The sequence below is a fragment of the Streptomyces sp. NPDC002790 genome, from assembly GCF_040295505.1.
Taxonomy (GTDB): Bacteria; Actinomycetota; Actinomycetes; order Streptomycetales; family Streptomycetaceae; genus Streptomyces.
Map to the genome: position 1 here is coordinate 42,300 of NZ_JBEOVM010000001.1, position 12,944 is coordinate 55,243.

Annotated in this window: 13 protein-coding genes; 5 read left to right on the forward strand and 8 right to left on the reverse strand. The window is 69.8% G+C overall.

What is annotated here, in order from left to right:
• Positions 1–58: 58 nt before the first annotated feature.
• From ABT004_RS00205 to ABT004_RS00230, 6 genes are all read right to left on the reverse strand, one after another.
• Entirely contained in the window at positions 59–1,105 is a 1,047-nt protein-coding gene (locus tag ABT004_RS00205; RefSeq protein ID WP_351330256.1) for an LLM class flavin-dependent oxidoreductase, read from the reverse strand.
• Entirely contained in the window at positions 1,102–1,326 is a 225-nt protein-coding gene (locus tag ABT004_RS00210; RefSeq protein WP_351330258.1) for a tautomerase family protein, read from the reverse strand. The genes ABT004_RS00205 and ABT004_RS00210 overlap by 4 nt, the downstream gene beginning before the upstream one ends.
• A gap of 7 nt (positions 1,327–1,333) precedes the next feature.
• Positions 1,334–2,830 carry an aldehyde dehydrogenase gene (locus ABT004_RS00215; protein WP_351330259.1) on the reverse strand — a complete coding sequence of 499 codons (1,497 nt, stop codon included), beginning with the start codon at positions 2,828–2,830 and terminating at the stop codon, positions 1,334–1,336.
• A complete protein-coding gene (locus ABT004_RS00220; protein ID WP_351330635.1) occupies positions 2,823–3,629 on the reverse strand; it encodes an alpha/beta fold hydrolase in 807 nt (268 codons plus the stop codon). Before ABT004_RS00220 ends, ABT004_RS00215 begins: the two co-directional genes overlap by 8 nt.
• A 131-nt stretch (positions 3,630–3,760) precedes the next feature.
• Positions 3,761–4,312, reverse strand: coding sequence for an amino acid synthesis family protein (locus tag ABT004_RS00225; RefSeq protein WP_351330261.1), 552 nt, complete (start codon positions 4,310–4,312; stop codon positions 3,761–3,763).
• Positions 4,309–4,950 (reverse strand): amino acid synthesis family protein, encoded by a 642-nt coding sequence (locus ABT004_RS00230; protein WP_351330263.1) that lies wholly within the window; start codon positions 4,948–4,950, stop codon positions 4,309–4,311. The genes ABT004_RS00225 and ABT004_RS00230 overlap by 4 nt, the downstream gene beginning before the upstream one ends.
• A gap of 206 nt (positions 4,951–5,156) precedes the next feature.
• Here ABT004_RS00230 and ABT004_RS00235 point away from each other — a divergent pair, with 206 nt between their 5' ends.
• The 3 genes from ABT004_RS00235 to ABT004_RS00245 all read left to right on the forward strand — a co-directional run bounded on the left by ABT004_RS00235 (position 5,157) and on the right by ABT004_RS00245 (position 8,088).
• Positions 5,157–6,086: a flavin reductase gene (locus ABT004_RS00235; protein ID WP_351330264.1), complete on the forward strand. Its 930-nt coding sequence runs from the start codon at positions 5,157–5,159 to the stop codon at positions 6,084–6,086.
• A 40-nt stretch (positions 6,087–6,126) separates the two neighbouring features.
• On the forward strand, positions 6,127–7,614 hold the full coding sequence (locus ABT004_RS00240; RefSeq protein WP_351330266.1) for a purine-cytosine permease family protein: 1,488 nt from the start codon (positions 6,127–6,129) through the stop codon (positions 7,612–7,614).
• Positions 7,615–7,713: 99 nt separating this feature from the next.
• Complete coding sequence (locus tag ABT004_RS00245; RefSeq protein WP_351330268.1) at positions 7,714–8,088, forward strand: VOC family protein; 375 nt, start codon at positions 7,714–7,716, stop codon at positions 8,086–8,088.
• A 25-nt stretch (positions 8,089–8,113) separates the two neighbouring features.
• On the opposite strand, the gene ABT004_RS00250 is transcribed toward ABT004_RS00245, so the two are convergent.
• Positions 8,114–8,719, reverse strand: coding sequence for a CatB-related O-acetyltransferase (locus tag ABT004_RS00250; protein ID WP_351330637.1), 606 nt, complete (start codon positions 8,717–8,719; stop codon positions 8,114–8,116).
• A 259-nt stretch (positions 8,720–8,978) separates the two neighbouring features.
• Here ABT004_RS00250 and ABT004_RS00255 point away from each other — a divergent pair, with 259 nt between their 5' ends.
• Positions 8,979–10,100, forward strand: coding sequence for a quaternary amine ABC transporter ATP-binding protein (locus tag ABT004_RS00255; RefSeq protein WP_351330270.1), 1,122 nt, complete (start codon positions 8,979–8,981; stop codon positions 10,098–10,100).
• Positions 10,093–11,889: an ABC transporter permease/substrate binding protein gene (locus ABT004_RS00260; RefSeq protein WP_351330271.1), complete on the forward strand. Its 1,797-nt coding sequence runs from the start codon at positions 10,093–10,095 to the stop codon at positions 11,887–11,889. The genes ABT004_RS00255 and ABT004_RS00260 overlap by 8 nt, the downstream gene beginning before the upstream one ends.
• A gap of 596 nt (positions 11,890–12,485) precedes the next feature.
• On the opposite strand, the gene ABT004_RS00265 is transcribed toward ABT004_RS00260, so the two are convergent.
• Positions 12,486–12,944, reverse strand: coding sequence for a MaoC family dehydratase (locus ABT004_RS00265; RefSeq protein ID WP_351330272.1), 459 nt, complete (start codon positions 12,942–12,944; stop codon positions 12,486–12,488).

Here is a 12,944-nt window from a genome sequence, read left to right on the forward strand (position 1 = left end):
CAGAGGTACGCGGAATTGCCATGCAAGCGTCCGGGCAATGCCGTGGTGGTGGCGCCTCCTACTCGAAGGCCGGCACGACCTCCTTGATGAACAGCTTCAGCGACTCGCGCTTCTCCTCGTGCGAGAGCGTGTTGTCGATCCAGAAGCTGTACTCGTCGACGCCCAGCTCCTCGTAGCCGCGCAGCCGCTCGATCACCTCGGCGGGCGTGCCGATCATCGCGGTCCTGCGCAGGGCCTCCGGCGCGAATTCGGGGCGTTCGGCGAACTTCTCCTCGGGGCTCGGCTCCAGGAAGCCGTTGACCGGGGCGTTCTTGTTGCCGAACCAGGCGTCGAAGGTCCGGTAGAACTTGTTGATGCCCTCGGCCGCCGGGCGCCAGCCCTCCGGGTCCTCGGGGGCGTGTACGTGGGTGTGTCGCAGCACCATGATGTCGGGGCGGCGCTCGACCTCGGGGTGGTTGGCCACGGCGGTGTCGAACTTCTCCTTGAGCGCGGCCACCTCCTCGTCGCCCTTCATCAGCGGGGTCACCATGACGTTGCAGCCCTGCGCCACGGCGAAGTCGTGCGAGGCGGGGTCGCGGGCGGCGATCCACATCGGCGGGGTGGGCTGCTGCACCGGCTTGGGCACGCTGGTCGCCGTCGGGAACTGCCAGATCTCACCGTCGTGCGCATAGTCACCCTGCCACAACGCCCGTACGGCGGGGACGAGTTCACGCAGGTGCTTGCCGCCGTCGGAGGCCTTGAGCCCGTCCGCGAGGCGGTCGAACTCGATCTGGTACGCGCCGCGGGCGAGACCGACCTCGGCCCGGCCGTTGCTGATCACGTCGAGCAGCGCGGTCTCCCCCGCGGCCCGGATCGGGTGCCAGAAAGGGGCGATGATGGTGCCCGCGCCGAGCCGGATGGTGTCGGTCTTCGCCGCGAGGTGCGCCAGGATCGGCATCGGGCTGGGCGAGATCGTGTACTCCATGGCGTGGTGCTCGCCGACCCACACCGTGCTGAACCCGCCGGCCTCGGCCATCTGCGTCAGCTCGGTGAGGTTCTCGAAGAGTTCGCGGTGGGTGGTGCTCTCGTCCCAGCGCTCCATGTGCACGAACAGCGAAAACCTCATGACAACTCCTCTTGAACGGTGGTGCGGGTGGCCTCACGCAGCTCGGCGATCGTGGTGTCTCCGGTGGCCCAGTGCGTGGCGGGGACCTCGTGGACGACGACCCGGATGTACTCGGGCCGTGTGTCGATCGAGCGCAGCACGGCCTCGTGGACCTCGCGCTGCAGGGTCCTGATCTGCTCGGGGGTGCGGCCCTCGGCGAGCGTGACGGTGATCTGTGGCATGGCGGCCTCAGCTCCGCATCGTGAACGGATCGGCCACGGGCTCCTCGCTCGTGTTGATCCATACGCTCTTGAGCCGCGTGTACTCCTTGATGGTCTCGGTGCCGTGCTCGACGCCGACGCCGCTGACCTTGAAGCCCTGGCGCGGGGACATCGGGGACATGGCCCGGTAGGTGTTGACCCAGACCGTGCCCGCGTCGAGGCGGCCCGCGACCCGGTGGGCGCGGGACAGGTTGGTGGTCCAGATCCCGGCCGCGAGGCCGTACTGGGTGTCATTGGCGAGGCCGACGACCTCGTCCTCGGTGTCGAACGGCATGATCGCCACGACCGGACCGAAGATCTCCTCGCGGACGACGCGCATGCCGTTGTCGACGTCGACCAGGACGGTCGGCTCGTAGAAACAGCCGCCCGTGCCGCCGTCGGTGGGTGCGCCGCCGGTCAGCACCCGGGCGCCCTCCTCGCGGCCGAGATCGACGTACGCGGCGACCTTGTCACGCTGCGCCTCGAAGGCGAGCGGGCCGAGTTCGGTGGCCTCGTCGAGGGGGTCCCCGATCCGGATGGACTTGGCGCGCTCGCAGACCCGTTCCAGCAGCTCCTCGTAGACGGAGCGGTGCGCGAAGACGCGGCTGCCGGCGATGCAGGTCTGGCCGGCCGCGGCGAAGACACCGGCGATGACACCCATCGCGGCGTTCGGCACATCGGCGTCCTCGAAGACGATCTGCGGGGACTTGCCGCCGAGTTCGAGGGTGGAGCCGATGAAGCGGCCCGCGGCCGACGCGGCGATCTTCGACCCGGTCGCCGTGGAGCCGGTGAAGGAGATCTTGGCGAGGTCCTGGTGGTCGACGAGGGGCCCGCCGGCCTCGGCGCCGTACCCGGTGACGACGTTGACGACGCCGGGCGGGAAGCCGGCCTCCAGGGCCAGCTCGGCGAGGCGCAGGCCACTGGCCGAGGTGTACTCGGAGGGCTTGACGACCACCGTGTTGCCCGCGCACAGGGCGGGTGCCAGCTTGCTGGTGGTCAGGGTCAGCGGCGAGTTCCACGGGGTGATCGCGCCGACGACGCCGAGGGGCTCGCGCGCCGTGTAGTTGAGGACGGCGCGGTCGGAGGTGGGGATGGTCTCGCCGTGGATCTTGTCGGCGAGACCCGCGTAGTAGTGGAAGTACTCGGGCAGCGAGGCGAGTTGGCCGCGCATCTCGCGCAGCAGCTTGCCGTTGTCCCGCGACTCCATGAGGGCGAGTTCCTCGGCGTTCTCGGCGATCAGCTCGCCGAGGCGGCGCAGCAGGTGCCCCCGCCTGGTCTGGTTGAGGTCGCGCCAGGCCGGTTCCTCGAAGGCGGCGCGCGCGGCGGCGACGGCCTTGTCGATGTCGGCGGCGGTGCCGCGGGCGGCGCGGTAGAGGGTGCGGCCGGTGGCCGGGTCGGTGCTGTCGAAGTACTCGCCGGCGGCGGGCTCGACCCACCTGCCGCCGATGAAGTGCTTCCAGGTCGTGAGCGTCGTTGGCTCAGACATGTGCGGTGTCTCCAGGTGCGCTCTCGTCGATGGGCTGTGCGCTCTGCGCGATGAATGTCGTGAGGGTCTCGGCGAACGCCTCCGGGCGCTCGACGGGCAGCATGTGCCGCGCCCCGGGCACGATCACGGCCCGGCACGAGGGCAGGGCCGCGGCGAGCCGGTGTGTCATCTCCGGGGTGGAGCCCGGATCGTTCTCGCCGGTCACGGCGAGCGCGGGGACGGTGATGTCACCGAGGCGCGGGCCGAGCTCGGCGTCGGCGTTCGCGAACACCCGGTAGCAGCCGAGGAAGGAGTCGACGTCGTTGGCGCGCAGCGTGGCCCGCGTCCGGTCGATGACCTCGTCCGGCACGGTGGTGCCCGCGTACCAGCGCTCGATGGACGCCGCGGCGCTCGCCTCGAAGTCCTTCTCGGCGGCCCGCAGCCGCGCCCGGACGGCCGCCCGCTCGTCGGGGGTGCGGCGGCAGACCGAGCTCACCGAGGTGAGCGTGCGCGTCAACTCCGGCCGGTGCAGCGCCAGTTGCTGGGCGACCAGGGCGCCGAGCGAGAACCCGACCAGGTGCGAGCCGGCCGGGACATGCTCGGCGACCCCGGCGGCGAGCTCGGCGAGGGTGACATCGCCACGCACGGGCGGCCGGGCGCCGTGCCCCGGCAGGTCGATCGCGACGACAGTGAAGCGGTCGGCCAGCAGGGCGGTGACGGGCTCCCACATGGTGCGGTCGAGGCCGACGCCGTGCAGGAGTACGAGGGGCTGTATCGGGTTCTGATCTGGATCAGGGAGCGGGGGCTGGTGCCTTCGGATCCAAGGCGGAGGAGGGAGGCGACGCGGAGCGTCGTCGACCGACGACAACGCCGGAGACGGAGGCACCAGCCCCCGCGAGCCCAGAGCAGAACCCGATACAGCCCCTTGGGACGGCTTGTCCATGGCGGTGCCTACTGCTCGGTGGCGAGCGGGGCGAGGCGGGCCTGCGGGCGGCCCTGGGCCGCGGCGGCGAGGCCGATGACGATCTCGTCGGCGCGCGGGCCGTCCGGGACCCGTACCTCGATGCTCTGGTGGTGCGAGCGGATGGTGGCGTCGGTGATGTGCTTCAGCGGGATGTCGAAGACACCTCCGGCGACCGCGCGCTTCTCCACGGCCGGGAGCAGCGTGGTGGCGTTCGCCGCCTTGCGGAAGTGGTCGCCGAACTTCAGCGTGTGGATGAGCGCGCTGCCGTGCTCGACCTCGCCGTCGAGGCCGACGATGGCGGCCTTCCCGTACGCCTCGACGGGCGCGCCGAGCGCCTCGACGACGCGCGGTGCGAGCAGCTCGCCGAGCTGGGGTGCCACCTCGTCGATGCCGGGCATCAGGTCCGTGACGAAGCCCTGGCCCGCCCACGGGTTCTCGATCACGGCGAGCACCACGGCGGTGCGGGCCACCGAGTCGACGGGGCGGCCTCCCTCGGCGTGGATGTCTTCGACGTAGGTCAGGATCTTGCGGAGGTTCATCGGGCGGTCTCCAAGTCGGCGAGGCGGACCACGGGGTCCTGGCGGCGGTCTCCGATACGGGCGTTGGGGCGCGGCCCCGAAGCGGCGGCGGCCACGACGACGATCTCGTCGGGGCGCGGTGCGTCCGGCACCCGGATCTGGACGGTCTGGTAGTGGGAGCGGGTGGCGGCGGCGGTCTTGTGCCACACCGGTACGGCCAGCGGTTCGCCCGCCGCAAGCCGGTCGTCGCTGAACACGATGATCGAGGTGCCCTCGGTCAGCTCCCTCAGCACATTGCCGAAGTACGGGGTGTGGATCAATGCCCCGCCGTGCTCGATCTCCCCGTCGAGCCCGACGACGGCCGCTTTGCCGAACGCCTCGATGTGCTCGACACCGCCCAGCGTCCCGATCAGCCGGTCGGTGAGGAGGCGGCCGATGCCGGGCGCGATGTCCTCCACCTCGGGCTGCAGGTCGGCGACGAATCCGCGCCCGGCCCAGGGGTTCTCGATCACGGCGGCCGCGGCGACGCGGCGTACGGGGGTCGCGACCGGCCGCCCGACTTCCAGGAGGACCTCGTCCACCACGGTGACGACCTTGCGCAGTCTGCCTCGAGTGGGCGTGGCCCACAGGTGTTGGCCTGCTGATTGTTGCTGTGCCATGGCAGTGAGGCTAAGAGTGCCCCGGGGAGCCGTCAAGGGGTGTCAGTAAACAGGCATCCCTGACCTAGCGTTTTCCAATAATTCGGCCTGAGGGGTGGCGAATTTCGCCCTAACCATTGACACGGCGGACGCCCGATTCCTACGGTCCACTGCCATACAACAGATCTGCCATGCAACAGCTGGCCGATCCGATCGATGGAGCCGTCATGTCACTCACCCTGGAACACACCACCGACCGCCCCGCCCGCCTCCGCGCCGCCTGGGACGCGGCCTGGAACCGGGGTGAAGTCGACGCCCTGGACGCCGTGTTGAGCCCCGGCTACGTGCGCCGCCGCGGGCCGGCCGGTACCGCTCAGGACCGTGCCGGGTTCAAGGAGAGCATCAGCGCGGTGCGGGCGGCGTTCCCCGATCTGCGGACGGAGATCGAGGACCTGGTCGTGGACGGGGACCGGCTGGCGGTGCGCTGGCGCAGCTCGGGCCGGCACACCGACACGTTCATGGGTGTGCCGCCCACCGGCAGGCCCGTCGAGGTGTCGGGCGCCACGTTCGCCCGCTTCGACGGTGACACCGTCACCGAGGAGTCCGTGACCTTCGACTCACGGCAGCTCCTCGAGGCGCTCGGCATCATCACGACGGCGCACGAGGCCGCCGTCGAGGCCGACCTGGTCAAGGGGGTGCACCGCAAGTTCATCACCGGTGTCACCGTCGTGACCACCGACGACGACGGGACGCCCAAGGGGCTCGCGGTGAACGCGTTCTCCAGCATCTCGCTGGACCCGCCGATGGTCCTGGTGTGTGTCCAGCGCAGCTCCTCGACACACCCCGCGCTGCACCGTGCCACCCACATCGGCATCAACATCCTCGCGGCAGGCCAGCTCGACGTGGCGAAGGTGTTCGCGAGCAAGGGCACCGACAAGTTCGCCACCCTCGACTGGGCGCCCGGCGAGCACGGCGCCCCGCTGCTCGACGGCTCCGCCGCCCAGCTGGAGGTCGAGATCGGCGAGCGCCTGGAGGCCGGAAGTCACACCGTCTTCACCGGACGTGTAGTGTCGGCGACCCATTCTGACCTCGCCCCGCTCGTCTACAGCGGTGGCGGCTTCTTCGACATCTCGCAGACGGCGCCTCTTCCGTGGTGACTCGCGTCCGCCCCCGCATCCCCGTCCCCCGGAGCACGCCATGACCCATGATTCCCAGGGCCCGCCCGTCTACGGCAGCGCCGTCACCAAGGTCGAGCCGTTCGGCGTCGACCACATCCCCGACAGCGAACGACACGGTAAACCGAGTTCACAGTTCTTCGTGTGGTTCGCCGCGGGGCTGAACTTCCCGGTCATCCTGCTCGGCTTCAGCGCCGCGTACTTCGGGCTCAGCTTCGCCACCGCCGCCGGTTCGATCGTCGTCGGCGCCGGTGTCGGCGCCGTCCTGATGGCCGTCATGTCACGCATGGGCGTCCGCCTCGGCGTGCCGCAGCAGATCCAGGCGCGCGGCCCGCTCGGCTTCTTCGGCAACTTCGTGCCCGTCGCCTATATCAACGTGTTCTCCGGTGTGGGCTGGGCGGCCGTGACGGTCATCCTCGGCGGCAAGGCCTTCGCCGAGCTGAGCCACCTGCCGTACTGGCTGTGCGCCCTCCTGCTCACCGCGGTCGAGCTCGTCGTGGCCATCTTCGGCTACAACATGATCAACTTCCTGCAGCGGGCGCTGACGTACGTCCTCACCCCGCTGTTCGTGCTGATCACGGTCGTGGCGGTGGTCCGCGGCGGCAGCCTCTTCGAGGCCAACCCGCACGCGGACGGCTACGTCGGCGCGGCCGGCGGCTCGATCACCCTCGGCGGCTGGTTCCTGGCGTTCCTCGTGGCGTGGATGCCCTTCGCCTCCGACTACTCGCGCTACCTGCCCGACACCGCGAAGGTCGTCCGGCAGACCACCTGGTACACCGCCCTCGGCAACTTCCTCACCATCGCCTGGCTCGGCATCCTGGGCGTCGTGGTCGGCGCCTCCGCCTCCAGCTCGGACACCATCACCGCCCTGCACGAGCTGATGGGCCCGTTCGCCGTCCCCGCGCTCGTCGCCGTGGGCCTGTCCGCGCTGGCCCAGAACTTCCTCAACGTCTACGGCGGCGCGATCTCCGTCCAGACCCTCAAGGTCCCCGTGACCCGCACCCAGGCGGTGGCCGGGATCTGCGTCCTCGCCTACGGGATCAGCCTGTGGGGTGCTTCCGGCACGGAGGACAAGTTCAAGGTCTTCCTCAACCTGACCGCGTACTTCATCGCGCCGTTCGCCGCGGTGCTCCTGATCGACTTCTACCTGGGCGGGCGCGGCGACCCCCGCAGGATCGCCGAGCTCTACGACCGCTCCAGGGTCGTCGACTGGGGCCTGGTGGCCTGGGCGGCCGGCGTGCTGGCCTCCGTGCCCTTCTGGGTGTCCAACATCTACACCGGCGCCTTCGCCTCGGCCCACCCGGGAGCCGGCGACCTCAGCATGCTCGTCGCCGCGGGTGTCGCGGTGATCGTGTACCTGTTCACGTACCGGCTGAAGCCGCTGTGGCGACGGACGGGCGGCGAAAACCCCGACACGGCCACGGCTACGACCACCGGGCCCGGCACGGACGCCGATGCCGCAGGCGAGCAACTGGCGGAGCCGGCACCGGACTTGATCGGTCGCGGCTGACGGCATGCCACCGCGGCGGGCATGTCCGCCGCGGTGGCGGGTACGACACTTCGCGTGCAGGATGTCGCAGAAGCGGCGGATGAGCGAGGAGTGCCCGAAGTGATTCGAAAACTGCAGGCTGTCGCACTGGACTGTGCCGACCCCGTACAGCTCGCCGAGTTCTACGCGGAGCTGCTCGGCGGCCGGGTGGTCGTGGACCCCGACGACCCCGACTGGGTCGACGTCGTCGGGTTCGAGGGGACGCCCCTGGCCTGCCAGCGGGTGGACGGGTACAAGGCGCCGCAGTGGCCGGGCCAGGAGCGACCGCAACAGGTCCACCTGGACTTCGACGTGGACGACCTCGAAGCGGACGAGAAGCGGGTGCTCTCCCTCGGCGCGACGCTCCTGGAGCGGACGGACCAGATCCGCCCGGACACCAACTGGCGGGTCTACGCGGACCCGGCGGGACACCCCTTCTGCCTCTGCCTGCACTGACCGACGCGGGCCGCGCCGCCCCGGTTCACCCGGTCGGCGCGGCCCGCTCCAGTTCGCCGACGCTCCCCGACATGATGTCCCGCACGTGTGCGGTGATGTGCTCCAACGGCCAGTCCCACCAAGCCACTTGGAGCAGCCGCTCGATGTCGGCGTCGCTGTACCGGCGGCGGATGACGCGGGCCGGGTTGCCGCCGACGATGCCATAGTCGGGTACGTCGTCGACGACCACGGCCCCCGAGGCGATCACCGCCCCGTGCCCGATACGGACGCCGGGCATCACCATCGCGCCGTAGCCGAACCACACATCGTTGCCGACCACGGTGTCGCCCCGCCCCGGTAGCCCGGTGATGAGGTCGAAGTGCTCGGCCCAGGACCCGCCCATGATCGGGAACGGGAACGTGGAGGGGCCGTCCATACGGTGGTTGGCCCCGTTCATGACGAACCGCACGCCCTCCCCCAGCGCGCAGAACTTCCCGATGACCAGCTTCTCCGGCCCGTAGTGGTACAGCACGTTGCGGGTCTCGAAGGCGGTCGGGTCGTCCGGGTCGTCGTAGTACGAGAACTCGCCGACCTCGATGAGCGGCGACGTGACCAGGGGCTTGAGGAGGACGACCCGCGGCTGCTCGGGCATCGGGTGCAGCGCGGTCGGGTCGGCGGGAACGCTCGGTGTCACCGGTCGGCCTTTCTCGGGTTCCTGGGCCCGCCGCGAGCGGCCGACCACCCATTGACAGGACATTTGAACGACGCCGATCGTACTCGGGCCGGAAGCAGATCATGGCCGGCCGGGAGGAGTCCCACCGTTTACACCGCGTAAAGCGGGGCAGGCGCCACGGCCGACGGACGTTGCTTGATCCTGCAATATTTCGCAGGTCGAACAGAACGAGGTTGATGTGTCAGTCAGGCTGGAGGCCGAGCACCTGTACAAGGTGTTCGGCAGTCGACAGGAAGAGGCGGTCGAGCGGCTCCGCGCCGGGGCCGACCGCGAGGAGCTGCGGTCCGAAGGGACCACCGCCGGCGTGATCGACGCCTCTTTCTCGGTGGAGACCGGCAAGATCTTCGTCGTCATGGGTCTGTCCGGTTCCGGGAAGTCGACGCTGCTGCGCATGCTCAACGGCCTGTCGGAGCCGACCTCGGGACATGTGAAGTTCGACGGCGACGACCTGACCGCCCTGCCCGCCAAGGAGCTGCGGTCGGTCCGCTCCCACAAGATCAGCATGGTCTTCCAGCACTTCGCGCTGTTCCCGCACCGCAGTGTGCTCGAGAACGCGGGCTACGGCCTCGCGGTGCAGGGCGTGCCGCGCGCGGAGCGCGAGCAGCGCGCCGCGGAGGCCCTCGAACTGACCGGCCTCAAGGGCTGGGAGCAGTCCTTCCCCGACGAGCTCTCCGGCGGGATGCAGCAGCGCGTGGGGCTGGCCCGCGCGCTGGCCACCGACGCCGAACTGCTGCTGATGGACGAGTCGTTCAGCGCCCTTGACCCGCTGATCCGGCGGGACATGCAGGACCAGCTGCTCGTGCTGCAGAAGAAGCTCAAGAAGACCATCGTCTTCATCACGCACGACCTCAACGAGGCGATGCGCCTTGGCGATCGAATAGCCGTCATGCGCGACGGCCGCATCGTGCAGAACGGCACGCCCGAGGACATCCTGGTCCGCCCGGCGGACGACTACGTCGCCAACTTCATCCAGGACGTGGACCGTTCGCGCGTGCTGACCGCCGGCGCCGTCATGGAGTCCCCCGACGCACTGCGCGCGAGCTCGGGCCGCGCGGACCTCACCGACGCCGCACTGCTCGCGAAGGCATCCGCCCGCGTCGGCCCCGAAACACCACTCGCCGACCTGTTCACTCCGATCGCGCAACGGGCCGCGGAGCCCGTCGCAGTCGTCGAGGACGAGGTACTGACCGGCGTGGTGAGCCAACAGCGGCTACTGGCCGTGCTCGGCGAGGGCGCGACCGGTGAACAGGACGACGCCCAAGACGGGGCGGCCAAGAACAAGGTGACCACGCGTGACTAGAATTCCCTTCGGCGACTGGGTCAACACCGCGGTCAACTGGCTCCTGAACAACGCCGCCTGGCTGTTCGACTTCTTCAAGTCCATCTTCGACGGCTGCTACGACGGCATCCTCGCCGTGCTCGACGCCCCGCAACCGCTGCTCCTCGCAGGCATCTTCGCCGTCTGCGCCTGGTGGCTGCGCGGACTGCTCGCCGGTGCCCTCTCCTTCGTCGGCTTCGCCTTCATCGACTCCCTCGGACTGTGGCAACACGCGATGATGACACTGTCACTCGTGCTCGTCGCCACGATCCTGGCGCTCGTGATCGCGGTGCCGGTCGGTGTCTGGGCCGCGCACTCCGAGCGGGTCAGCGCGACGGTGCGGCCGGTCCTCGACCTCATGCAGACGATGCCGGCGATGATCTACCTGATCCCGGCGATCCTGTTCTTCGGCAGTGGCGCGCCCGCCGGCATCGTCGCCACCCTGGTCTTCGCCCTTGCACCCGGCGTCCGGCTGACCGAGCTGGGCATCCGGCAGGTCGACCGCGAACTGGTCGAGGCCGCCGAGGCGTTCGGCACGACGCCCCGCAAGACGCTGCTGCGTGTGCAGTTCCCGCTGGCGCTGCCCACCGTCATGACCGGCGTCAACCAGGTCATCATGCTGTCGCTCTCCATGGCCGCGATCGCCGGCATGGTCGGCGCGGAAGGTCTCGGCGCGGACGTCAACGAGGCCATCGGCCAGCTCAACGTGGGGCTCGGCGCGGAGGCCGGCATCGCGATCGTGCTGCTCGCCGTCTACCTCGACCGGATGACCGGCGCGCTCGGCACCCAGGTCTCGCCGCTGGGCCGGCGCCTCGCCGAGCGGCGGCAAGCCACCGGCTTCGGTCGGCAGCTCTGGAACCACCGTCCCCGTCCCGCCTTCGCCGGGGTCGGCGTCGTCGTCCTCGCGCTCGTCGCCGGTGGCCTGGGCGCCTTCGGCGGCACGGAGAAGTCCACGGTGTCCGGCGTCGGCAGCGGCGAGAAGGTCACCATCGGCTACATCCCCTGGGACGAGGCGACCGCCACCACGTACCTGTGGAAGGAGGCCCTGGAGCGGCGCGGCTACGAGGTGCAGGTCAAGCAGTTCGAGCTCGGCCCGCTGTGGACGGCGCTGTCCCGCGGCGACGTGGACTTCCAGACGGACGCCTCGCTTCCGATCACGCACGCGCCGTACTGGAAGAAGTACGGCAAGGACGTCGAGTCCCTGGGCACCTGGTACACGGGCAAGATGGAGAACAAGCTGGCCGTGCCCGCGTACATGAAGGACGTCGACTCCCTCGCCGATCTGAACGGCCACGCGAGCGAGTTCGGCGGAAAGATCACGGGCATCGAGGCGAGCGCGGGCCTGACGGCCCTCCTGAAGAAGCAGGTCATGCCCGCCTACGACCTCCGCTCCAAGTTCAAGGTCGTCGACAGCTCCACGCCCGCGATGCTCGCCGAACTCAAGCGCGCGTACGCGGCGAAGAAGCCGATCGTCGTCAGCCTCTGGACCCCGCACTGGGCCTACGCCGACTTCGACATGAAGAACCTCAAGGACCCCAAGCACGCCTGGGGCAAGGGCGACGACCTGCGCGGCGTCGGCCGCAAGGGCTTCTCCGAGGACCACCCGCGCGTGGCCGGCTGGATGAAGAACTTCAAGATGAGCGAGAAGCAGCTCATGGACCTGGAGTCCATGATCAACAAGGTCGACAAGGGCCAGCAACAGGTCGCGGTCCGCTCCTGGCTGAAGAAGCACCCGGGCTTCGCAGAGAAGATGACACCACTGAAGAAGTAACACACCGGGCCCCCGCCGCCCGGACCCCGCTGCTCAAGCCCCTGGGAGCTGGTGAGCACACCACGCCCTTGCGGGCGGGTGAGCAACATCAAGCCCCTGGGGGGGGGCGGGAGCGCACGTCAAGTCCCTGGGGCGGGAGCGCAGGTCAAGTCCCCGCGGGCGGAAGCTCACGTCAAGCCCCTGCGGGCGGAAGCCCACATCAAGTCCCCGCGACGGAAACTCACGTCAAGCCCCCAAGAGGGGAACTCACGTCAAGTCCCTGGGGGCGGGCGCTCATATCAAGCACCTATGGGTGGAAGCCCACATCAAGCCCTCGCTGCGGAAGCTCACATCGAGCCCACGCGGACGGGAGCCCACATCAACCACCCGCGGCGGAAGCTCACATCGAGCCCACGCGGACGGGAGCCCACATCAACCACCCGCGGCGGAAGCTCACATCGAGCCCACGCGGGCGGGAGCGCACATCAAGCACCCGTTGCGGAAGCTCGCATCGGGCCTCCGCAGCGGGTGGGCAGATCAAGCCCCGCCGTTCGAACGAGAGCCAGCGGGGTCCGGGGCGGAGCCCCGTGGCGTAGGACGGGCTGGGCGTGTCGGGCTCACGGGTAGAAGTGCGTGAGCGACTCCGCCACGCACGCCGGCTTCTCGGAGCCCTCCAGTTCGAACGTGAACGCCCGCGTCATCTGCACTCCGCCCCGCGCGACCTCCGTCACCGAGGTCACGGCGGCATGCAGCCGTACGCGGCTGCCGACGGGCACGGGCGCCGGGTAACGGACCCGGTTGACCCCGTAGTTGAGCGCCCGGCCCACGCCCTTGACCTGGAGCAGCTCGCCGAACATCGGGATGCCCCAGCTGAGCACCATGTAGCCGTGCGCGATGGTCCGCCCGTACGGCCCGGCCGCCGCGCGCTCCACGTCGGTGTGGATCCACTGGTGGTCCCCGGAGACGTACGCGTACGCGTCGATGAGCTCCTGGGTGATCTCCTTCCAGTCGGAGTGCCCGAGGTCGCGCCCGGCGAGGCCGAGGATCTCCGGGATGCCGTGCACCGTCAGAGGCAT